The organism is Vreelandella arctica (assembly GCF_037070215.1).
Lineage (GTDB): Bacteria > Pseudomonadota > Gammaproteobacteria > Pseudomonadales > Halomonadaceae > Vreelandella > Vreelandella arctica.
The window spans coordinates 102119-125341 of the sequence record NZ_JBANSN010000009.1; the positions used below are offsets into that span (position 1 = coordinate 102119).

General features: G+C 52.2%; 21 protein-coding genes. 13 read left to right on the plus strand and 8 right to left on the minus strand.

Annotated elements, in window-relative coordinates; genetic code table 11:
• Positions 1–11 precede the first annotated feature (11 nt).
• From V8L70_RS10595 to hemE, 4 genes are all read right to left on the minus strand, one after another.
• Positions 12–1202 carry an amino acid ABC transporter permease gene (locus tag V8L70_RS10595; protein ID WP_101146859.1) on the minus strand — a complete coding sequence of 397 codons (1191 nt, stop codon included), beginning with the start codon at positions 1200–1202 and terminating at the stop codon, positions 12–14.
• 101 nt (positions 1203–1303) lie between these two features.
• Complete coding sequence (locus V8L70_RS10600) at positions 1304–2329, minus strand: amino acid ABC transporter substrate-binding protein (RefSeq protein ID WP_101146858.1); 1026 nt, start codon at positions 2327–2329, stop codon at positions 1304–1306.
• 245 nt (positions 2330–2574) lie between these two features.
• Positions 2575–3441 carry a polyamine aminopropyltransferase gene (gene speE / locus V8L70_RS10605; RefSeq protein WP_101146857.1) on the minus strand — a complete coding sequence of 289 codons (867 nt, stop codon included), beginning with the start codon at positions 3439–3441 and terminating at the stop codon, positions 2575–2577.
• Positions 3441–4553 (minus strand): uroporphyrinogen decarboxylase, encoded by a 1113-nt coding sequence (gene hemE, locus V8L70_RS10610; RefSeq protein ID WP_101146856.1) that lies wholly within the window; start codon positions 4551–4553, stop codon positions 3441–3443. Before hemE ends, speE begins: the two co-directional genes overlap by 1 nt.
• 311 nt (positions 4554–4864) lie before the next feature.
• Here hemE and ribA point away from each other — a divergent pair, with 311 nt between their 5' ends.
• Positions 4865–5500: a GTP cyclohydrolase II gene (gene ribA, locus V8L70_RS10615; RefSeq protein ID WP_336269350.1), complete on the plus strand. Its 636-nt coding sequence runs from the start codon at positions 4865–4867 to the stop codon at positions 5498–5500.
• Positions 5501–5535: 35 nt separating this feature from the next.
• Here ribA and V8L70_RS10620 read toward each other — a convergent pair whose 3' ends face one another.
• Positions 5536–6444 (minus strand): response regulator transcription factor, encoded by a 909-nt coding sequence (locus tag V8L70_RS10620; protein WP_176303932.1) that lies wholly within the window; start codon positions 6442–6444, stop codon positions 5536–5538.
• A complete protein-coding gene (locus V8L70_RS10625; protein WP_336269351.1) occupies positions 6441–9797 on the minus strand; it encodes an ATP-binding protein in 3357 nt (1118 codons plus the stop codon). Before V8L70_RS10625 ends, V8L70_RS10620 begins: the two co-directional genes overlap by 4 nt.
• A gap of 291 nt (positions 9798–10088) precedes the next feature.
• On the opposite strand from V8L70_RS10625, the gene urtA reads away from it, so the two are divergent.
• The 12 genes from urtA to trhA all read left to right on the plus strand — a co-directional run bounded on the left by urtA (position 10089) and on the right by trhA (position 21735).
• On the plus strand, positions 10089–11336 hold the full coding sequence (gene urtA / locus V8L70_RS10630; RefSeq protein ID WP_176303930.1) for an urea ABC transporter substrate-binding protein: 1248 nt from the start codon (positions 10089–10091) through the stop codon (positions 11334–11336).
• An 80-nt stretch (positions 11337–11416) separates the two neighbouring features.
• Complete coding sequence (gene urtB, locus V8L70_RS10635) at positions 11417–12337, plus strand: urea ABC transporter permease subunit UrtB (RefSeq protein ID WP_176303929.1); 921 nt, start codon at positions 11417–11419, stop codon at positions 12335–12337.
• Positions 12338–12350: 13 nt separating this feature from the next.
• Positions 12351–13514, plus strand: a complete 1164-nt coding sequence (gene urtC / locus V8L70_RS10640) for an urea ABC transporter permease subunit UrtC (RefSeq protein WP_176303928.1) — start codon at positions 12351–12353, stop codon at positions 13512–13514.
• On the plus strand, positions 13511–14257 hold the full coding sequence (gene urtD / locus V8L70_RS10645) for an urea ABC transporter ATP-binding protein UrtD (RefSeq protein WP_336269353.1): 747 nt from the start codon (positions 13511–13513) through the stop codon (positions 14255–14257). Before urtC ends, urtD begins: the two co-directional genes overlap by 4 nt.
• A gap of 14 nt (positions 14258–14271) precedes the next feature.
• Positions 14272–14961 carry an urea ABC transporter ATP-binding subunit UrtE gene (gene urtE / locus V8L70_RS10650; RefSeq protein WP_176303926.1) on the plus strand — a complete coding sequence of 230 codons (690 nt, stop codon included), beginning with the start codon at positions 14272–14274 and terminating at the stop codon, positions 14959–14961.
• A gap of 67 nt (positions 14962–15028) precedes the next feature.
• Positions 15029–16075, plus strand: a complete 1047-nt coding sequence (locus tag V8L70_RS10655) for an aliphatic amidase (RefSeq protein WP_176303925.1) — start codon at positions 15029–15031, stop codon at positions 16073–16075.
• 12 nt (positions 16076–16087) lie between these two features.
• Positions 16088–17137, plus strand: coding sequence for an AAA family ATPase (locus tag V8L70_RS10660; RefSeq protein WP_176303924.1), 1050 nt, complete (start codon positions 16088–16090; stop codon positions 17135–17137).
• Between the two features lie 136 nt (positions 17138–17273).
• Entirely contained in the window at positions 17274–18503 is a 1230-nt protein-coding gene (gene fmdA, locus V8L70_RS10665) for a formamidase (protein ID WP_176303923.1), read from the plus strand.
• Positions 18504–18593: 90 nt separating this feature from the next.
• Positions 18594–18926, plus strand: coding sequence for an FmdB family zinc ribbon protein (locus tag V8L70_RS10670; RefSeq protein ID WP_176303922.1), 333 nt, complete (start codon positions 18594–18596; stop codon positions 18924–18926).
• Positions 18927–19134: 208 nt separating this feature from the next.
• Positions 19135–20304, plus strand: a complete 1170-nt coding sequence (locus V8L70_RS10675; protein WP_336269354.1) for a zinc-dependent alcohol dehydrogenase — start codon at positions 19135–19137, stop codon at positions 20302–20304.
• A gap of 22 nt (positions 20305–20326) precedes the next feature.
• Positions 20327–20851: a hypothetical protein gene (locus V8L70_RS10680; protein ID WP_336269355.1), complete on the plus strand. Its 525-nt coding sequence runs from the start codon at positions 20327–20329 to the stop codon at positions 20849–20851.
• 206 nt (positions 20852–21057) lie between these two features.
• Positions 21058–21735: a PAQR family membrane homeostasis protein TrhA gene (gene trhA, locus V8L70_RS10685; protein ID WP_336269389.1), complete on the plus strand. Its 678-nt coding sequence runs from the start codon at positions 21058–21060 to the stop codon at positions 21733–21735.
• On the opposite strand, the gene V8L70_RS10690 is transcribed toward trhA, so the two are convergent.
• Positions 21732–22355 (minus strand): glutathione S-transferase family protein, encoded by a 624-nt coding sequence (locus tag V8L70_RS10690; protein WP_336269356.1) that lies wholly within the window; start codon positions 22353–22355, stop codon positions 21732–21734. The genes trhA and V8L70_RS10690 overlap by 4 nt on opposite strands.
• A gap of 84 nt (positions 22356–22439) precedes the next feature.
• On the minus strand, positions 22440–23204 hold the full coding sequence (gene djlA / locus V8L70_RS10695) for a co-chaperone DjlA (RefSeq protein ID WP_176303918.1): 765 nt from the start codon (positions 23202–23204) through the stop codon (positions 22440–22442).
• Positions 23205–23223 lie beyond the last annotated feature (19 nt).

Genomic DNA, 23223 nt, shown 5'->3' on the forward strand with positions numbered 1-23223 from the left:
TCGCCTCCGGCCTAGCGTTCGACCAGCGCAACGCGAGCGTTGAACCAGTTCATGAGCATGGACACCAGCAAGCTGATGATGAGATAGACCGCCATGGTCATGGCAATGACTTCGATTGCTTGACCGGTCTGGTTGAGCGTGGTGCCAGCAAAAACCGACACCAGGTCGGGGTAACCAATGGCGGTGGCCAGAGAGGAGTTTTTAATCAGGTTGAGATATTGGCTGGTGAGCGGCGGAATGATGACGCGCAAGGCTTGAGGAATCACCACCAGGCGCAGAACGAGTTTTCGCGGCAAGCTAAGTGCTTGGGCCGCTTCGGTTTGGCCATGGGGAATCGCTTGAATGCCCGAGCGCACAATCTCAGCAATAAACGATGCGGTATAAATGGAAAGCGCCAGCCACAGGGCCAAAAATTCGGGAATGATAGTAATACCACCGCCGAAGTTAAAACCACGCAGTACCGGCATTTCCCAAGTGACCGGAACGCCGGTCGCCACCAGTACCAGCAGTGGTAGGCCAAAAATAATCACCAGCGAGATCCAGAAAACCGGTATGCGTTTGCCGGTCGCTTCGTGGCGGCGCTTATTCCAGATGACCAACGCAATGCTGGCAATGATCGCTACCACAAAAGTAGCAGGGATCAATCCAAAGCCTGATTCAAACAGCGGTTGTGGCAAGTACAACCCGCGCACGTTCAGGAAAATGGCTTCGCCAAACGCCATGCTCTCTCTAGCGCTGGGTAAGGTCCGTAGTACCGCGAAGTACCAGAAGAAAATTTGCAGCAGCAACGGGATATTACGAAAGGTTTCGATATAGGCGTTGGCTAACTTGGCGATCAACCAATTGGGCGATAGCCGTGCAATGCCGACGATAAACCCGATAATTGAGGCGGCAATGACACCCAGCCCTCCGACCAGCAGCGTATTGAGCAAGCCGATCACGAAGGTGCGGCCGTAGGTGCTCTGGGAGGAGTACTCGATTAAGGTTTGACCAATACCAAAGCCGGCTGTGTTGCCCAAAAAGCTAAAGCCTGTGGTGATGCCGCGGGCATTCAGGTTGGCTTGGGTATTGCCGATAATATAGATCAGGAAAGCCGCCACAACGGCGACTAAAATGATTTGAAAAATAAGTGCGCGCTTAGCGCGGTCTCGCCAAAACGGCGGCTTGTGGCCGACGGGGCGAACGTTGGGTCTAACAGACATGGATGGCGTCTCCGCTACACGGAAGGTCAATCAGATGGCCCGCCATGCCCTTTAAACAGATACCTGCAAAGAGAGCGGCGGGCCGGGGTCAAGCGAGACGCTTAGCGAATCGGGGGAGCGTACTGGAAGCCGCCGTCTGTCCACAGAGCGTTAACACCACGCTCGATTTCAAGCGGAGAGCCCATGCCGACGTTACGTTCAAAGCTTTCAGCGTAGTTACCTACTTGGCTAATAATATTGTAAGCCCAGTCAGCTTCAAGGTTCATGCCTTCACCGTAGTTGCCGTCTTGGCCCAGCAAACGAGCGATGTTGGGATCTTCAGAGTTAAGCATCTCTTCAGCGTTTTCACTGGTGACGCCGTACTCTTCAGCATTGATCATCGCAAACAGTGACCATTTCACGATGTTGAACCAAAGATCGTCACCCTGACGAACCACAGGACCTAGCGGCTCTTTGGAGATGACGTCAGACAGGATCATCGAGGCAGAAGGATCGTCTAGCTGGATACGCAGCGCTGCAAGCTGAGAAGTATCAGAGGTCAGAACGTCACAGCGGCCGGCTTGATAGCCACCCACGGTTTGCTCAGAGGTATCAAATACGATCGGGTTGAATTCCATGTCGTTAGCACGGAAGTAGTCCGCCAGGTTCAGCTCGGTGGTGGTACCCGACTGGATGCAGATAGAGGCGCCGTTTAGCTCATCGGCACTGGTAATACCCAGATCGCGTGAAACCATGAAGCCCTGGCCATCATAGAAAGTAACGCCGGTGAAGTTTAGGCCCAGAGTCGTGTCGCGCGTGGTGGTCCAGGTGGTGTTACGTGACAGTACATCGACTTCACCAGACTGCAGGGCGGTGAAGCGCTCAACGGCATTTAGAGAAATGTAGTTAACGGCTTCTGAATCGCCGAGAACCGCTGCGGCGACTGCACGGCATACATCAACGTCCAGACCTTGCCAATTACCGTCGTCATCCGGTGCTGAGAAGCCCGGCAAACCATCGCTCACACCACACTGAACGGCGCCACGCTCAATAGTATCTTCTAAGGTGTCGGCTTGAGCAGTCGCCATTCCCGCTAGGCTCAGTGAACCAGCGGACGCCAGAAGCGCCAGGTGTTTTTTATTGAACATTTAGTTTCCCTCGAAGTGATTAACAACCGTCATTAAAATAGTTATGCATGCCGTAGCATGTAACTAAACCTAGCAAGGAAGATGCCAACAAGGGTACAGGCGTGAATTCAGCGCTTTTCAACGCTACTCAATGAATTCGAGACGAACGTCTAGGTGCAAAAAAATGTTACCACCCACCTCGCTTTGCACCTTTGTAGGGCAAGCTGAGGTGAGTGGTGACAGAAAGATACGCGGTGGGCGGACGTTTATTCGGTCGCGAATGCCTTGCGCATAAACGGAGGAAGGGCGAGCGCGCCGCGATGGGCATCAATGCTGTAGTACTCAAGCGGCAGCTCGTGGCTGGCGGCTGCCTGCTCGCGGAACGCATTCACATCAATGGCTTTACCCGCCAATGTCACACTCCACCAGCCTGATGGGTACACCGGCTGCGGGAAGGGCAGGGTGGCGACGCTGTCAAAACCCGCTTCCAGCATATCGTGGCGTAGCTCACGAATGATTGAACCCGTGTGGTAAAGCGGTGACTCGCTCTGCTGTACCATCACGCCGCCGCTTTTCAAAATACGGTGGCAGCGCTTGAGAAAGTCGGTTTTAAACAGCCCTTCCGCAGGGCCGACCGGGTCGGTTGAATCGATAATCAATACATCAATGCTCTCATCAGGTGCATCGTCTACCCACTTCACGCCATCAGCGAACAACAGCTCAGCGCGCGGATCATTATTCGATTCTACCAATGAGGGGAAGAAGCGCTCAGAAGCTTTCGTCACTTCTTCATCGATATCAATCTGGGTGACTTTCTCAACGCCTGGATGACGAAGTACCTCTTTTAAAGTGCCACAGTCGCCACCGCCGATAATCACCACCCGTTTAGGGTCTTGATGGGTAAACAGGGCCGGATGCGCAATCATCTCGTGATAGAGGAAGTTATCGCGATCAGTCAGCATCACACAGCCGTCCAGCACCATGAGGTTGCCGTAAGTCTCTGTGGCGTAGACCTCCAGGTGCTGGTATTGGCTCTGCACATCCAGCAGCTTTTCAGAGATTTTCAGCGAGAAGGCGCTGCCATGGCTATCAAAGACTTCGGTAAACCACTGGTCGTCGCGTAATTCGCTCATCAATTGGCTCCTGAATGCGGGGTGTGTGATTGGGTGGGGATATCCCGATGGTATTGTGGGCTGAGCTCATGCAGCGCCTCCATGAAGGCGGTGACGTTATCCGGGTTAGTAAACTGGCTAATACCGTGGCCCAGGTTAAACACATGGCCAGGGCCGTGGCCGTAGCTTTCCAGCACACGGGCCACTTCAGCGCGGATAGCCGAGGGGCGGGCAAACAGTACGTTGGGATCCAGGTTGCCCTGCAGTGCGACCTTATGGCCAACGCGGGCGCGGGCATCGGAAAGCTCGGTAGACCAGTCGATGCCCAGGGCATCGGCACCGGCGCAAGCGATATGCTCAAGCCACTGGCCGCCGTTTTTGGTGAACAGAATCACCGGCACGCGACGACCGTCGTGTTCGCGAATCAATCCTGAAACGATCTGCTCCATATAGCGCAGCGAAAATTCCAGGTACGCAGGCGTGGATAGCGCGCCGCCCCAGGTATCAAAAATCTGTACCGCCTGGGCGCCAGCGCGAATCTGCGCATTCAGGTAATCGGTGACCGCATGGGCCAGTGTATCCAGCAACTGGTGCATGGTATCTGGCGTATCGTAAAGCATGGTTTTCAGGTGGCGGAAATCCTTGCTTGAGCCGCCCTCCACCATGTAAGTCGCCAGGGTCCAGGGGCTGCCGGAGAAGCCAATCAGCGGCATGCGGCCGTTCAACTCGCGGCGAATGGTCGACACCGCACGCATTACGTAATCCAAGTCACGCTCGGCATCGGGCACGCTCAGTGCAGCGACTTCTTCCTGCGTGCGCACGGTTTTGCGAAATTTGGGGCCTTCGCCGGTTTCAAAGTAGAGCCCCAGGCCCATGGCATCTGGAATGGTTAAAATGTCCGAAAACAGGATCGCGGCGTCCAGCGGATAGCGCTCTAAAGGCTGCATGGTGACTTCACAGGCCAGATCATGATTACGGCACAGGTCCATAAAGCTGCCCGCATCGGCACGGCTGGCGCGGTATTCCGGCAGGTAGCGGCCCGCTTGGCGCATCATCCATACGGGTGTGCGGTCAACGGGCTGGCGCGCTAATGCGCGAAGGAAACGGTCATTTTGTAACGGTGTGGTGGTCATAAATGCTTGCTCTTAAGAAATTTGCCCGCATGGTACTTGTAACAGTGCTTGGCATCGTACTTGAAACAGTACTTGAAACAGTACTTGGGGTCGTATTGGAAACCATATGCGAGCAATTGTACTTGAAGATAGGCGCTAGGGCGGCGTAACCGGTGGCAAAAAATCGTCGCACCCGATCAATTTTTCTCCTCTAATTAGCCAACTTTAGCTGCGTTGCCATCGTGAGGCGGGCGCCGCTTCCTGTTAGAATACTTGCCCATTTTGCCAACACTGGTGTGGTTAACTGGTTTGGTCAATCAGCGAGGTAACCTGTGACCATTCGCTTTATTGCCGCTTCCCAACTGCCCACCCCCTGGGCAACCTTTACGATGCATGGCTTCGAAGATGAGGCCACTGGCAAGGATCATATCGCCTTAACGCTGGGTGATGTGACCGGCGACGCACCGGTACTGGGGCGGGTACATTCTGAATGTTTGACCGGCGATGCGCTCTTTTCCATGCGCTGCGACTGCGGCTACCAGCTGCAGGAAGCGCTGAAGCGTATTGCCGAAGAGGGCCGCGGCGTACTGTTTTATCTGCGCCAAGAGGGCCGCGGAATTGGTCTGCTGAATAAAATTCGCGCTTATAATTTGCAGGATCAAGGCGCGGATACGGTCGAAGCCAACGAACGGCTTGGCTTTGGCGCCGACATGCGCCGCTACGACCTTTGCGTACCGATGCTCAACCACCTGGGCATTACGTCGCTGCGATTAATGACCAACAATCCGCGCAAAGTGGATGCCCTTACCCGCGACGGGGTGAACGTGGTGGAGCGCCTGTCGATCACGACCGGACTGAACCCGCATAACGAGCAGTACCTTGCCACTAAAGCGGGCAAGCTCGGCCATATGATGGCCCTGGATGACTTTACCCAGGCCAGCGATGTGGATATTGAGCGTAAGGGGTGATAGTGGCTATGCGAGGATGTTGAATTAAGGTGTTGTCAAATATTAGTTAAACACTGGAATGCCATGGCGGCAGCGGATGTGCGGTTTTCAACACCGAGCTTTCGAAAGACTTGCTCTAAGTGTTTATTAACAGTTCGGGGGCTCAATTCGAGTATTTGTCCGATCTCACGATTAGTCTTGCCTTGTGCAATCCATAGCAGTACTTGTGATTCACGGTTAGTTAGTCGGAGTTGGTTTTGTAAAAGCAAGCTTTCGCTGTCCCCATCCTGATGCAGCAAGCGGAATAAGTGCTCATTTGCGGTAGATTCGCCCAGGTATCTCAATCTTAAGGCGTTATGCGGCAAGGGCAGCGCTAGCTGGTCGCCGGTTTGCGGCGTTCGGGTTAGCCAGCGCTTAATTTGTTCCGCAAGCTCCGTGCGTGGGTTGATCAAATTCTCTTCAGCTATGTTGATCCAATCCTCGGCCTGAGGCGTACCCCAAAGCCATCTTCCTTGCGTGTCTGTTGAGAATGATACCTGGCCAAGTTTATCTAGGGCAGTGTGAGCACTTTGGGCGAGGCGGGCGTTATTGAGGTGTACGCGAATACGAGCCACCAATTCCTTTGGCCGAACGGGTTTTGTCACATAGTCCACACCACCAGCTTCAAGTCCCCGCACCACATCTTCGGTATCCGTTAGTCCTGTCATGAATATGATCGGTACGCTTGCTAACTCGGTATGTAGCTTAAGATGACGACAAGTCTCAAAGCCATCCATGCCAGGCATTAAGGCGTCCATTAGAATTAAGTCAGGCGTCATTTTCTCCGCGATTGAGATTGCTTGAGCCCCACCCATCGCTACCAATGCAGTTAATCCAGCCTGCTCTAAAGCATGATGAATCATTCCCAGGGAGTCGGCAGAATCATCAACGACTAGGATGAGATCCTTACGCTGAATCGGGTTCATGGCAATTTCTCCAGCAAACGCATCACTTGGTGGAAGTCAAAACGATCTAAAGCACTTTCCAGCGCTGTCGCCAGTGAAGAACTAATCCTTCCATGATACTGGGCGTCGTTCAGAGTGTTACGTAGACCACTGATATGGCCGATTTCTACTAGCGACAAGAGTTCTTCACGCAATGCCGCGTCAATATGGGCTGGGACTGTCAATTGAGTCTGAGCAAAATTAGGTGAAGAGGGGGGGTGATGATGCCATTTCAGCTGTAGCTGCCGTGCTAGTGCATCAAGAAGCGCTCCCTGCTTGAAGGGTTTAATCAAGTAGTCGTTATGCAACCCTTCGCTAAGCGCTTCCATTTGGCTCTCGCGGGCATTGGCAGAGAGCATCACAATAGGCCCCTGAAATCCTTGCTGGCGGAGTAGGCGAGCGGTTTGCCACCCGTCAGTGTCCGGCATGGCGATATCCATCAAGATCAAGTCATATTGGGTATGGCGGGAGAGCTCCAAGCTAGTCACCCCATCGGGCGCTTCTATTATCGTAAATCCCAGTGGTGTGAGCATGTCACTGAGTAGACCCCGATGAGAGGGATCATCATCGACCACCAGCAGAGTACATCGCTCACCTTGATATCCTTGAACTACCTGATGGGGCGATCTTACAAGCTCTAAGGGCTCTATACTGGATAGCATTACCGAAAGCCGAAACTCACTGCCGATTCCATGTGTGCTAATTACTTGTAGATCCCCGCCCATGATATCGGTCAGTAGTTTAGTAATCGTTAGGCCCAGACCGGTACCGTGGGCAACTGGTACACCGGGTTTGCGCACACGTTCAAAGGGTTTGAAAATTCGTTGAATGTCTTCCTCTTCTATACCTACTCCAGTATCGCGAATAGTGAATTCTGCCACCTGATTGCGGTAGCGAAAGTTTAGCGATACTTTGCCATGGTTAGTGAATTTAATGGCATTGGAGAGCAAGTTAATCAGTATTTGACGTAGGCGTTTTTCGTCGGTAATGACCCACTCCGGGATGCGTCCTTGGCTAGTAAAAGTGAAGTCGATGCCTTTTTCCTGAGCCTGAAGTCGAAACATTGCGACGAGTTCATCAATCAACTCGCTGACTCGTACTTGGTTTCGATACAGCTCCAGGCGGCCAGCTTCAATTTTGGAAATTTCTAACAGTCCTTCGATTAAATCAGAAAGGTGTTCGGTACTGCGGCGAATGATGGCGACCGCTTTTCGGCGCTCAGGTGGAATGGTGTCATCATGCTCAAGGAGCTGGGCATAGCCGAAAGCAGCATTAAGCGGTGAGCGAAGCTCGTGGCTTAGGCTCGTCAGATAGCGGCTTTTAGCTTGGTTGGCCGCTTCAGCAAGTTCTTTGGCTTTTTGTAGTTCTCGGTCGGTTTCCTCATGGGCGTCGATCTCCTCTAGCAGCATGCGCGTTTGGCGATGCGACTCTTCATGCGCCACCACCCGACTCTCGCTGGCCAGCACAAAGAGCCAAGCTACCACGCCGCTGACAATAACGAGAATGGCTAATATTTTAGCTAAAGTAGTGGCCATTAACGCCTCCACATCAGGCGTAAGGTCTGGGAGCTGGTAGAAAACAAGTATCAAGAACCCGGCAATCACCAGGGTTACAAGCATCAATAGGCTGGCGAAATGGCCCATGCGGGAGTTGAAATGCTTAAGCATGTGATTAGGGAGAAGTACGCCTAACCAGTCCATTAACTGCTCTTGAAAGGTGGCGTGCTGCTTGCAAACATCATTGCAGCGAGCGTCCAGAGAACAGCAGAGCGAGCATATAGGTGCGTTATAAGCAGGGCAAAAGGCCATATCTTCGATATCGAAATGGTGCTCGCAGATGATACAACCGTGGCCCTGGAGAATCGATTTGGGTTCTGGAGTGCGGGCGATGTAATAGCGTCCTTTGGTTAGCCACGCGATAGCCGGAGCGCTAACAAACGCGGTCAGTAAGGCTAGAAAGGATGCGAGTGCTGCTGCCGTTTCACCCCAAAGCCCTCCTCTAGCGGCGAGCGCAACAGCCGTCGCCAGTAACATTGCACCGAAGCCGACAGGATTGATGTCATAGAGGTAAGCGCGCTTGAACTCGATATGGCGCGGACTGAGCCCCAACGGTTTGTTGATTACTAGATCTGCCACCAAAGCACCGATCCAGGCCATTGCGACCATTGCGTAGTTGGCCAAAATAACTTCAAAAGCGCGGTAAATGCCAATCTCCATGAGTACCAGCGCGATCATTACGTTGAAGAGTAGCCATACCACTCGACCTGGATGGCTATGGGTAAGGCGAGAGAAAAAATTGGACCAGGCGATGGAGCCGGCATACGCATTGGTGACGTTGATTTTCAGTTGTGAAAGCACAACAAAAATGCCCGCCAGCGCCATTAACATGGCAGGATGCGTGGTGACATGGCTGAACCCTACCAAGTACATATGCATAGGTTCCTGAGCAAGTTCGGCGGCCAAGCCGTGATGAATGGCGAGAACCGCCAGGAACGAGCCTGCCAATGCCTTGACGGCACCAATAATGATCCAGCCTGGGCCCCCGGCGAGCATTGCCGACCACCAACGCAAGCGTTTACCAGGCTGAGCTTCGGGTAGAAAGCGCAGGTAGTCGACCTGCTCCCCTATTTGGGCGACGAGAGAAAACATCACGGTTGTGGCTGCACCGAATAACAGCAAATTAAAACCTTGAGTCCCTATCATATGGTTGTCGAAATCGACCCAGCGCTCGAGAGAGTCGGGATCCTGTAATAAAATAAAAATAAAGGGTAACAGCTGAAGGAATATCCATAGGGGCTGAGTCCACACTTGGAAACGACTAATGTAGGTAAAGCCGTGAGTCACAATAGGTATTACCACCAGAGAACTGATGATGTACCCAAAGGTAAGAGGAACGTTAAATAACACTTCCAAAGCCATCGCCATAATAGCGGCTTCTAAAGCAAAGAAGATAAAAGTGAATGTGGCGTAGATGAGGGATGTCAACGTCGAGCCCAGGTATCCAAATCCTGCGCCGCGAGTCAGGAGATCGATATCCACTCCGTAGCGCGCCGCATAATAGCTGATAGGTATGCCGAGCAGAAAAATAACAAACGTGACCACTGCGATGGCGGCAATAGCATTAGTAATGCCGTAGTTGAGAGTAATGACGCCCCCAATCGCTTCCAGAGCCAAAAATGAGATTGTTCCTAAAGCCGTCAGGGCAACACGTTTGGCACTCCAGCGCCGTGCGGATTTGGCTGTAAAGCGTAGCGCAAAATCTTCTAATGTTTGATTAGCTACCCATTTATTGTAGTTGCGCCTAACCGGAAATATACGCTGTTTTGTGCTTGTCATAGCGGGCCTTGTATCGGCCAATGGATATCGGCCAGCAGGGTTGGATGACCTCTTAACGCTCAATGCTGAGAAGAATTATGCAACGTCCATGCCCGAGGCGTATTAGTGATCTTAAACGGTAGGTAAGAGGGTAGGTATGGGGTAAATGACGTAGTGGTCTGGTGCATTCCGCGCATGGTTGGCTTACCTAGGTCTCCCCATACTCAATAGCGAGGGATCAGCAAGATTCCGCGGTTTTCCGCTGACTTGCGTTCCGCTGATTAGTTTTCGCTGACTTGGGGACTCACCATCATGACGACGACACATACCACGCTGTCGCATTTGCGGCGTTTTTTATTGACCGGAATTGTGGCACTGCCTATCGCGCTGAGCATTTCGTCGCACGCTTTAAGTGCACCACCCACCGAAGAGGTCAATACCACAGGACTTGCCGTGACTGACGATACGGTACAGGTAGGTATTTTGCATTCATTGACAGGCACGATGGCCATCAGTGAGACAGGTTCGGTCGAAGCCGAACAGTTGGCGATTGAGCAAATCAATGCACAGGGTGGAGTGCTTGGTCGTCAAATTGAGCCGATTATTGAAGACGGTGCGAGTGATTGGCCAACCTTCGCAGACCGAACACGTAAGTTGCTAACTCAGGATAATGTTCCGGCCATCTTCGGTGCCTGGACATCGGCCTCGCGCAAGGCAATGCTACCTGTGCTAGAGCGTGAGAACGGCCTGCTTTACTACCCAACTTTCTATGAAGGACTCGAAGAGTCTCCAAATGTCATTTATACCGGCCAGGAAGCCACCCAGCAGATATTGGCGGGAATTAACTGGGCTTGGAATGAACAGGGCGCGCGTACCTTCTACCTAATCGGTTCGGATTACATCTGGCCGCGTACCTCAATGAAGATTGCCCGCATCCATATTGAAGAAGTGCTTGGCGGTGAAGTGTTGGGCGAGGATTACGCCCCGTTGGGACACACTTCCTTTGGCTCCAACATCAACCGTATTCGCCTTCGCAAACCTGATGTCATTTTTGCGGCGGTAGTCGGCGGAAGTAACGTTGCTTGGTTTCGCCAGCTTAATGCCGCAGGGATTAATGCCGACAATCAAACGTTGTTGACTATTTCGGTCACTGAGGATGAGGTTCTCGGTATTGGTGGTGAGAACGTCGAAGGCTTTTACTCCTCCATGAAATATTTTCAGAGCCTAGATAACGAAAATAACGCTGCATTCGTGGAAGCGTTCAAGGAGCGCTGGGGTGAAGACAGCGTTATTGGAGACGTTTCACAAGCCGCCTATCTCGGGCCATGGTTATGGAAGGCAGGTGTCGAGAAAGCGGGCAGTTTTGACGTAGACGCGGTTTCTGCTGCCATGGCCGATATCGAGTTGACGACAGCGCCGGAAGGTTACGTCCAAGTGCATCCTAACCGCCACTTATGGAGCAAAACACGCATAGGTCGCTGGAACGAAGATGGTCAAGCTACCGTTGTGTGGGAGTCTGATCTCGTCGAACCCAACCCTTTCCCAGAAGGTTATCAATAAGCTTCGATTCACATCACGGCGGTGCAAGCCGCTGTGATGTTGTTGCCAAATATTGATTTTTGTTACAGGGGGAGGCCGCCATGAGTGGATTTAGTACCCAAGAGCTACTAGCAATTTTTGCCATGCAAGGCTTTGCTGGCGTGAGTTTTTTTAGTGTTTTGCTACTGATGGCCTTAGGTCTGGCTATCATCTATGGCCAGATGCGCGTTATCAACATGGCACATGGTGAATTTATGGTGATAGGCGCCTACGCCACTTACCTCTGCTCTATCACTCTAGGTGCCTTGCCTGGGATGACTGACTACTATCTTTTCTTCGCCATCCCTATCGCATTTGGTAGCGCTTTCCTAGTCGGCTATGTCGTCGAGATAGCGCTCATAAGGCATCTTTATCACCGCCCTCTGGATACTTTGCTAGCGACCTGGGGCTTGGCCTTGATCATGCAGCAAGGATTTCGATCAGCCTTCGGTGCCCGCGAGGTGAGCGTGTTGGTGCCGGACTGGTTACGTGGCTCCTACCGCCCCACCATGATGATTGATATTCCGCTTAACGGTATCGCCATCTTGGTGCTTACCCTGCTGGTGACATTAGGTGTGTGGTGGTTCCTGTATCGCTCGCGCTGGGGACTGCGCGTGCGCTGTACTACCGCCAATCGCGATATGAGCGGCGCGGTGGGCATTAACACGAAACGGGTTGATCGCGTCACCTTTGCGCTGGGCTGTGGCATTGCCGGTATTGCTGGCGCGGCCTTTACCACCATTTCCTCCACCGGCCCCACCAGTGGTTCGCTGTATATCGTTGATACCTTTCTCGTGGTGGTATTTGGCGGAGCGGGCAGTCTAGTGGGCACTATCGCGTCTGCCTTCTCCATCGCTCAAGCCCAGTCACTTATGGAATTCTTCCTGGGTTCCTCTATGGCCAAGGTACTCACGCTGCTGACGGTGATTGGCATCTTACTGCTGCGCCCCGAAGGGCTTGTGGCTAGCAAGGTTCGCCGCTAAGGAGTCCTATCTAATGAACAGACTTTTCAGTTTTTTTCAGGATCGTCATGCTGGCTTAGGCAGCATTTTGCTGCTGGCAATCGTCCTGATGGTTGTTATGCCGCTTGTGTTTGATATTTACCGCCTTAATTTGGCAGGGCGTTATTTGACCTATGCTTTTGTGGCGCTAGGCCTGGTGCTGTGTTGGGGGTATGGCGGAATTCTCAGTCTTGGGCAGGGCATTTTCTTTGGCATCGGTGGCTATGCCATGGCGATGTTTTTGAAGATTGAAGCCTCAGACCCAGAAAGCACCAGCATCCAGACCACGCCGGGCATACCCGACTTTATGGACTGGAACCGTATCACAGAATTGCCGTGGTTCTGGGTTCCCTTCAATAGCCTAACGTTCACCATCATCGCGGTGCTGGTGCTGCCTGCGGCTTTTGCCTTTTTGATTGGCTTTGCCATGTTCAAGCGGCGTGTTAGTGGCGTTTATTTTGCGATTATCACCCAGGCCCTAGCGGTGGTGCTGACAATCCTGATTATCGGCCAGCAGGGCTATACCGGTGGCATTAATGGCATCACCGATCTGCGTACCTTGATGGGGTGGGATATTCGCGATGATAGCGCCCGCTATCTGCTGTATTACCTTAACGCCGTTTTGTTAATCGGGTGCTTGCTGATTGGTCGTTGGGTACTGAACTGCAAATATGGTCGCATTCTGACCGCTTTGCGCGATAAAGAGGAGCGCGTGCGCTTTTCCGGTTACGACGTGGCCAACTTTAAGGTGTTCATCTTTTGCCTGGCGGCGTTCATTTCCGGCATCGGTGGCGCGATGTTCACACTCCAGGTTGGCTTTATGTCACCTTCCTTCATCGGCATCGTGCCCTCCATCGAGTTTGTGATTTTTGCCGCAGTGGGCGGGCGATTGTCACTGGTGGGTGGCGTCTATGGGGCGCTATTGGTCAGCTTTGCTAAAACCATGTTTGCCGAAGCCTACCCGCAACTATGGCAGTTCTTGATAGGTGCCGTTTTTATCTTGGTCGTGCTGGTGCTGCCCTACGGATTGGCCAGCATTTATGGCCGCTTTGGTCACCGTATGCGCACCCCTTTTGAACGCTGGCTCGGCGATAGAAAGGCTCGTTCATCTGCTTCAAGTGGTGGTTTTCAAGAGCCGTTGCAGGAGAAAAGGCCATGAGCTCGAACACTAATTTTCTACTCTCTATTGAAAACTTAACAGTCTCTTTTGATGGTTTCAAAGCCATTGAAGGTCTGAACTTATACATGGATGAGAGTGAGTTACGAGTCATTATCGGGCCGAACGGTGCAGGTAAGACCACGCTGCTGGATATGATTTGCGGAAAAACCCGTGCTAGTGAAGGGTCGATCAAGTTCAGGGGCAAAGAGCTTACCCGTATGCGGGAGCATCGTATTGTCTGGGAGGGTGTAGGACGCAAGTTTCAGACGCCTTCTATTTACGAGGAGCTGAGTGTGTTTGACAACCTTGAAGCTTCCTATCCTAGGGGACGAAGTGTCTTCGGCGCCTTGGCGTTCAAGCGTGACGAGGAAGTGCTCCGCCGCATTAATGAAGTGGCCAAGGAGATCCAGCTGGAAACGCGGCTTGATGAATCGGCTGGCTTGCTCAGCCATGGCCAAAAGCAGTGGCTGGAGATCGGCATGCTGCTAATTCAAGATCCAGAGCTATTGATGCTAGATGAGCCAGTAGCAGGGATGAGCGTAAGTGAACGCGAAGAAACGGCGCATCTGTTACGAAAAATTGCAAAAGGACGGTCAGTGATCGTCATTGAGCACGATATGGAATTCGTTGCCTCTCTGGGCGGCAAGGTAACGGTGCTTCATCAAGGCAAAATCCTAGCAGAGGGCGACATGCAGACACTTAAGCAGGATCAGCGCGTCATTGATGTTTATTTAGGCCATTAAAGGAGAGCACCATCATGCTTGAAGTCAATGGTTTACATGTTAGCTATGGTCAAAGTGAAGTTATCCACGGCGTCAGTTTCGACATGAATCAAGACGAAACCTTGGCCATCATGGGTCGCAATGGTATGGGCAAGACCACCCTATTCAAGGCTTTGATCGGGGTGCTGCCAAGCGGGGCGGGAAGTATTCGTTTGGATGGCAAAGAACTGAGTGGCCTGCCCGCCCACAAACGCGTTGCCGCTGGCTTGGCCTATGTTCCCCAGGGACGAATGATTTTCCCCAACCTCACGGTGATGGAAAACATTGAATCTGGTCTTGAGACAGCGAGAACCCGCAAAGTGCCGCGGGAAATTTTTGACCTGTTCCCGGTATTGTTGGATATGCGCAACCGTAAAGGTGGCAACCTTTCTGGCGGCCAGCAACAGCAGCTCGCCATTGCTCGGGCGCTTGTCACTGAGCCCAAAGTATTGCTGCTTGACGAGCCTACGGAAGGTATTCAGCCATCAATCATTAAGGAGATTGCTCGGACACTTAATGACATTCGTGAGATGAAAAAAATCGCCATTCTCGTTTCCGAACAAGTACTCAGCTTTACCATGGAGATCGCTGACCGACTTACCGTCATTGAGCGGGGAGAGTTTATTCATGAAGAGAGTCGAGCCACTGCCGATCAAGCCAAGATCGCCAGCTATCTGGCTGTTTGACCTGTCTGTTTTCTAATCAAGCCATTGTTTTATTAATCAATGCTCAACAAGCCCAGGAGTGAATCTTATGCGTCATGGAGATATTTCCAGCAGTGCCGATACCGTCGGTGTGGCCGTAGTCAATTACAAAATGCCGCGCCTACATACTCGTGAAGAGGTGTTAGACAACGCACGCAATATCGCTGAAATGATCAAAGGTATGAAAGTTGGATTGCCCGGAATGGATCTTGTGATCTTTCCCGAATACAGCACCATGGGGATCATGTATGACAACGATGAAATGATGGCCACCGCCGCGACTATTCCCGGCGATGAAACGGCGATTTTTTCAGCCGCCTGCCGGGAAGCAAATACCTGGGGCGTGTTTTCGCTCACCGGGGAACGGCATGAAGATCATCCCCATAAGGCGCCCTACAACACGCTGATATTGATTGATAATCAGGGCGAGATCGTACAGCGGTACCGCAAGTGCATCCCCTGGTGCCCCATCGAAGGGTGGTATCCCGGAGATACCACCTACGTCACCGAAGGCCCGAAGGGCATGAAGCTTAGCCTCATCATCTGTGATGACGGTAACTACCCGGAAATCTGGCGCGATTGCGCTATGAAGGGAGCCGAGCTGATCGTGCGTTGCCAAGGCTATATGTACCCAGCCAAAGAGCAACAGGTGTTGATGTCTAAGTCGATGGCCTGGGCCAACAACTGCTATGTGGCGGTGGCGAATGCCAGCGGCTTTGACGGAGTTTATTCCTACTTTGGCCATTCGGCGATCATCGGCTTCGATGGTCGCACGCTAGGCGAGTGTGGCGAGGAGGACATGGGAATCCAGTTTGCCCAGCTTTCGATCAGTCAGATTCGCGATGCCCGCGCTAATGACCAGTCGCAAAACCATCTGTTCAAGCTCTTACACCGGGGCTACTCAGGTGTTCATGCCTCGGGTGACGGTGATAAGGGTATCGCCGATTGTCCTTTTGATTTCTATCGTACCTGGGTCATGGATGCCAAGAAGGCGCAAGAAAACGTTGAGGCGCTAACGCGCAAAACTGTGGGTGTCGCCGAATGCCCGGTGGGTGAATTACCCGTCGAAGGTAAGGAGCGTGGCGCAGGCAGATAAGGAATTAGACATATGCCCTTCATTAATGATCGCTTAGAGGAGAGTCGCGAGATCGCTGATCTAGAGCGGGAGCCAAAGGCCAACGGAAGGCCTTTACGCTTCCGGTTTGACCCTGCACAGGTAATGCAGCGATTGCGCGAACGTATTGTTGGTCAGGAACACGTACTTGATGCCATGGAAGCGATGTTGTACGTGGTCAAGGCTGACATCGGTGCCGAGGAACGCCCATTAGCCGTTAATCTTTTCCTTGGCCCCACTGGGGTGGGCAAGACCGAGACGGTACGCCTGCTGGCTGAGGCTATTGCTGGCCGCGCAGATGCGCTGTGCCGTATCGATATGAACACGCTTGCTCAAGAGCACTATGCGGCGGCATTGACGGGCGCTCCGCCGGGTTATGTGGGGAGTAAAGAGGGGCACACGCTATTTGATATCGATGCCATTCAAGGCAGCTACAGTAAACCCGGTATCGTGCTATTCGATGAGTTGGAAAAGGCCTCGAAGGAAGTGGTACGTAGCCTGCTTAACGTAATGGACAGTGGCCAGTTAGTACTGTCGGGCGGTACACGTAAGATTGATTTTCGTAACACGCTTATTTTTATGACTAGCAATATCGGTGCTACTGACGTGGTGGCCTATCGCAGCCGTTTTGAGCAGGGTTGGCGTCGTTGGTTAGGGGTGAAGCCAAACAAAGAAACCCGCGTGCAAGAACAGGCGCTGCAGCGTCATTTCGACCCTGAGTTTCTCAATCGTATAGATCGTATTTTGCCTTTCGAGAAGCTGAACGAACGATGGTGGTCGTCCTTGTTGGATATCGAACTCGCGAAACTCGATAAACGCCTCGCTAAACAGCAAATCTCACTGCAACTAACCGACGATGCACGAAACTGGTTGTGCGAGAAACGCGACCCAAAATTTGGCGCTCGCGATTTAGCACGAAGGCTGCGCGTGACGCTAGAGCCAGTGCTGGCCAGCGCTCTGCTGAAACATCCGGATAAGCAATTATTCCAAGTCAGCATCAACGAAAGCCATTCGCTTAGCGTTCTGCCCATCACCGCTCCATAGCTTTTATACGTCATATAACGTAGTAGCCGTGGTGCATTAGCTTATGGCTGCCTGAGTAACGATTTTACATAGTGGTACAGGGAAAACGGGTTTCTCTATAACCATTATTCGACGTTACGTGCAAGAGGTATGTGTCATGGCTGAAACAATCATTAAAGTTGACCTTAATCAGTCGCCTTACGAGAACGAGCAGATTCACAATCGATGGCATCCAGATATCCCCATGGCCAGCATGGTGAAGCCTGGTGACGACTTTATTATTGAGTGTCATGACTGGACTGGAGGACAAATCCATAACAATGATAGCGCCGACGATGTGCGTGATGTGGATTTAACTCAGGTGCATTTTTTATCAGGTCCAGTCGGTATTGAAGGCGCAGAGCCTGGCGATCTGCTGGTGGTCGATATTCTCGATATTGGTACCTTTGAAGAGAGCCAATGGGGATTCAATGGCTTCTTTTCCAAACAAAATGGTGGTGGTTTTTTAACCGAGCACTTCCCTGAGGCACAAAAGTCGATTTGGGATTTCAATGGTATGTTTACTAAATCCCGCCATATTCCCGGTGTAGAGTTTGCAGGCCTGATTCATCCAGGTTTGATTGGTTGTTTGCCTTCAAAGGAGATGTTGGATGAATGGAATAAGCGAGAAAAAGAACTCTATGATACGGATCCTGATCGTATACCACAGTTAGCGGCACTGCCTTTTGCAGATACGGCTCATATGGGAAAGTTATCGGGTACAGCCAAGCAGCAAGCGGCTGCTGAAGGTGCTCGAACAGTACCACCTCGTGAACATGGTGGTAACTGCGATATTAAAGATTTATCACGGGGATCAACCATTTATTTTCCCGTTTATGTCAAAGATGGCGGCCTATCGGTAGGCGATTTACATTTCAGCCAAGGTGATGGGGAGATCACTTTTTGCGGCGCCATTGAGATGGCCGGTTGGATTCACTTACGGGTTAACCTGATTAAAGGCGGCATGGAGAAGTACGCCATCAAAAACCCTATTTTCAAACCGAGTCCTATCACGCCTAAATACGATGATTATCTGATTTTTGAAGGGGTATCGGTAGACGAGCAGGGCAAGCAGCACTATTTGGATGTGCATGTGGCTTATCGTCAGGCCGTTCTCAATGCCATCGAATATCTCAAAAAGTTTGGGTATACCGGTGCCCAAGCCTACTCGTTGCTAGGGTGCGCGCCAGTGCAAGGGCATATTAGCGGCGTCGTGGATATTCCTAATGCTTGCGCAACGCTTTGGCTGCCAACGGATATTTTTGATATTGATGTGAAACCGAATGCCAATGGGCCCGGTGCCCAAGTCGCTCAGGGGGCTGACTTACCACTCTCAAAAGATAAATAGAGACTTCCAAGCGTTGATAGCATTGAGATAGGCGGCGACGTCTTAACATCGCTGCCTGTTTGAAACAGAAACTATTAAGGAGAAAGTGGTATGCCTCTTTATGATTATAAGTGTGCTTCCCATGGCTTATTCCATGAGCTTGTTCCCCTACGAGAGTCGGGTGATTCTCACGCTTGCCCAACGTGCGGAACGCTATCCCCTAGAGTACTGATGGTTGCCCCTCAGCTGTTAATGATGGACGCCACAAAACGTAATGCTTTTGCTCGTAATGAAAAAGCCGCACACGAGCCTAGGCATGGGAATCAGCATAGTGAGCATGAGAGCGGATGCTGTCATCGAGAACGTCATAAACCCCAGGTATTTTATACGGCGGAAGGTAATAAGATGTTCCCCTCAGCACGCCCATGGATGATTAGCCATTAAGTCCTGAGTTACTCCGACTGCGCCACTCACCCAGGCCAGCGATGTGGATATTGAGCGTAAGGGGTAACTAACAACAAACTAGCAACGCGTGATGCTTAATCGGACTCGGAAACTTGCTTTTTTTTAACCTTTTTTGCCCGGCAACTGAGCTATGTTGATACATAGCAGGATGCTAACCCAGGGGTATAAAGGTTAAGGAGAAGCGACGATGAAAGCACTTTGCTGGCATGGTAAAAACGACGTTCGCTATGACACGGTACCGGATCCAGAAATTGAGCACCCACGCGACGCTATCATTAATGTAAGTAGCTGTGCTATTTGCGGCTCTGATCTCCACCTTTACGATCACTTCATACCGTCTATGGAGTCGGGAGACGTGCTTGGCCATGAGTTTATGGGCGAAGTGATGGAGGTAGGCAGCGAAGTAAAGAATTTAAAGGTAGGTGATCGTGTCGTAATTCCCTTCACTATCTTTTGTGGTGAATGTGAGCAGTGCCAGCGTGGCAATTATTCAGTCTGTGAGCGCTCTAATCGCAATAAGGCATTGGCCGATAAGGCGTTTGGTCATGGTGGCGCGGGTTTATTTGGCTATTCCCATCTCACTGGCGGGTATGCAGGCGGCCAAGCTGAATTTGTCCGGGTGCCATTTGCCGATACCACCCATATTAAAGTGCCCAGTACGCTCACTGACGAACAAGTACTCTTCCTAGGTGACATTTTCCCTACCGGTTGGCAGGCGGCGGTACAGTGTGACATTCAGCCTACCGATACAGTGGTTATTTGGGGCGCTGGGCCGGTAGGCCAGTTTTGTGTTCGCAGCGCTGTGCTGCTGGGCGCAAAGCAAGTGGTGGTGATCGATAATGTCCCCGAGCGGCTCGCCATGGCAGAAGCGGGCGGCGCTATCACCATTAATTTTGATAAAGAGAGCGTGCTGAGCCGCCTGCAAGACCTGACCAACGGTAAGGGGCCAGAAAAGTGTATTGATGCGGTGGGCCTGGAGGCACACGCTACCCGTTCGCTGGACTCCATGTACGATCGCGTTAAACAAGCCATGTTGTTGGAATCCGACCGAGCCCACGTATTACGCGAAATGATCTACGTCTGTCGCCCTGCGGGAGTGCTCTCTATTCCCGGCGTCTATGGGGGCTTGGTGGATAAACTCCCTATTGGTGCGTTAATGAATAAAGGGCTGACGGTGCGTACCGGCCAGACACACGTTAATCGCTGGACCGATGATCTGCTGCGGCGTATTGAAGAGGGCCAAATTGACCCCTCATTTGTTATTACTCACTCCGTTGGCCTAGAGCAAGGGCCCGAAATGTATAAGACCTTCCGCGATAAACAGGATGGTTGCGTCAAGGTAATTCTTCAGCCTTGAATACACCGACATGGAGGTAGGTATGCATAAGCACACAGACATGACCCAGTCGCAAAGCTCAGCGGATAAACTGGCGCGAGGGCTCGGTTGGTTAAGCCTGGGTGTCGGGCTTTATCAACTGCTAGCACCAGGCAGGATTACCCGTGAGCTCGGCATGCAAGGCAGCGAAAACAGCCTGCGTGCCTGTGGGGTAAGAGGCGTAATGAGTGGTATCGGCGCGCTTTCAGATAATCCTACCCCAGCAATATGGAGCCGCGTTGGCGGCGATGTGTTAGATCTTGCGGCCCTCTCCTTTGCGCTAAAGGATGAGCATAATCCCAAGAAGCAGAACGTTTACCTGGCGCTAACCGCGGTGGGCATTCTTACTGCCCTTGATTATGCCTGTGCCAAGGCTTTGAGCCAGCGCCATGCCTATCAAGGAGGCGCTACCCCTGATTACAGCTATCGAAGTGGCTTCCCCCAAGGGTTAGCAAGTGCGCGCGGTGCTGCGCTAGGCTTTCAAGTGCCCGCCGATATGAAGGATGTTTTACCCTCGCCAACGCTTTAAAAAGATTCCCATTGCGTGCATTGGTAGAATTTCTTCTCCAATCAATACCGAGCCTGGCTTTATTTTTCGGGCTCGGCTTTAGTTGCTTTATTTCTATTTGCTTAAACGAAGGAACAAACTGCCGCTAGCACTCTCTTTATTGTCAGCTACTCGCTATTTTTTACATGACTGATATAAGTTAATAAGGGCGTTTAGAGGTGTCACGTTTGAAAAATACCGATATCGACGACTCGCTGGGCGAATTCAGCGTTATTGAAGAGTGGCTGCACAGCATTACCCACGGGATTGGTGCTGCGCTTAGTTTGGTAGGCATGGTGGTCTTGCTCGTAGTGGCGAGCTTAGCGGCGCACGTCGACCCATGGAAGGTGGTTAGCCTTAGCCTGTACGGCACTACGCTGGTACTGCTGTATACCGCTTCGACCCTTTATCACGGCATTCCGCATCGGCGTTGGAAGCTGCGTTTTCAAATACTTGACCACTGCGCGATTTATCTCCTCATCGCGGGTACTTACACGCCTTTTTTATTGGTGAACATGCGCGGCCCCACCGGGTGGATACTATTTACTGCTGTATGGTCGCTCGCGTTGGCGGGCATTGTCTGCAAACTATGTTGGCCGCATCGCTTTGCGGTATTGCGCGTCACGATTTATTTGCTGATGGGTTGGATGATATTACTCGCCGCAGAAGAAATGGCGGCCAATTTGTCATCAACCGGCATCACCCTACTGGCCGCGGGCGGCATCACCTACACGCTCGGGGTTATCTTCTACGCCGTGCGTGCCATCCCCTATAACCACGCTATTTGGCATCTATTTGTAATAGGTGGAAGCGTCTGCCACTACTTTGCTATTTATAGCGCGGTTCTCCCCGTTACGTCTGCTTAACCCTCAGCGGCGGCTTTCTCACGCGCGACGGCTTTAGCCATGGCGGGACGCTTGATATGCCGCTCGCGGTAAGCTAGTAGCGGCTCGGGCAGGCGATGCTTCATGCTGGCCGCCCAGGAAAGGGTATGAGTCAGAAACAGATCCGCCAGAGTAAAGGTGTTACCTACCAGATATTCCTGACCGTTATAACGGCGCGCCAGGGCACTTATTGCACGCTGAAATTCCCAGGCACAAACTGGCAAAATAGCAGGAACGCGCTTATCAGCGGGCAAGGCAAACTTATGCTTGGCCTGATTCCACAGCGGCTGCTCAATTTCCGTCACGATAAAGCTGAGCCATTGATCAACTTGGGCACGGGCCGCGGGGTCGCTGGGCAGCAGTGTGCCATCGCCATAGGTCTCGGCCAGATAGCGGCAAATGGGCGCCGACTCAAATAGATGTACATCGCCATCTTCAATGACGGGTACCTTTCCGTCCGGGTGACGTGCCAAATGCTCGGCCGTTTGGCCCTCGCCTTTATCCAAGGCCACGTGCTGGCACTGGTACTCAAGGCCAAGCTCTTCAAGTACCCAAGCCACTCTTAACGAGCGCGACTGGGGGAAACTATACAGCGTGATCATGGCGTGCTCCTGACGAAAACAGTCGATGCTTGAATCTAGCGGGCGCTAGCGAACCTGTCGATTATCTTGTTGTTAAGGCTGCCTTTAGGCGCTGCCCCTCGCCGTACGTATACGCTCGTAGGCATTGCCGATTTCGCTGGTGCGCGCTTGGGCAATGTCGCGCATGCTCTCGGGCAGGCCTTTACCCGCCAATTTGTCGGGGTGGTTTTGGCTCATTAGACGACGGTAAGCCTTCTTGATCTCAGCATCGCTTGCATCGTCCGAAACCCCCAGTACGCGATAAGCATCTTTTAGCGCTTCTTCGCTGGCGCCTTGGGAGTTAGCAGCAGCGCCGTGGAGCATCGCTTCGATCTGCTGTAGTTCGGTATCGCTGCAACCCACGCCACGGGCAACGCGCAGGATCATCTCTTGTTCAGCCGGATGGAGCACGCCGTCAGCGGCGATAGCGGAGAGCTGAACCTGGATAAATACTTGGCGCAGCACCGGTTGACGCTGGGTGAGGCGGTTAACATTGGCCAATTCGGCGTCTAAGTTGAAGTCATCGGCGCGGCCACGCTCAAAGGCGGCGCGGGCCTTGGCGCGTTGTTCACCCTGCAGATGCATCTGATCAAACAGTTTCTCGGCTACATCCAGCTCGCCATCGGTTACTTTGCCATCGGCTTGGCACAGGCAGCCCATGACCGAGAAGATCGATTCAAGAAAACCTTCCTGAATACGCATTCGGGCGATATTCAAGCGACGACTGATGCGTCGCCCCAACCACCAGCCCAAGCCGCCGCCAATCAGAAGCCCCACCGGGCCACCAAACGCAAGACCGATCAGGCCGAAAATAACAATAAGCAGTAGCATATAAATCTCAAAAGTAGTT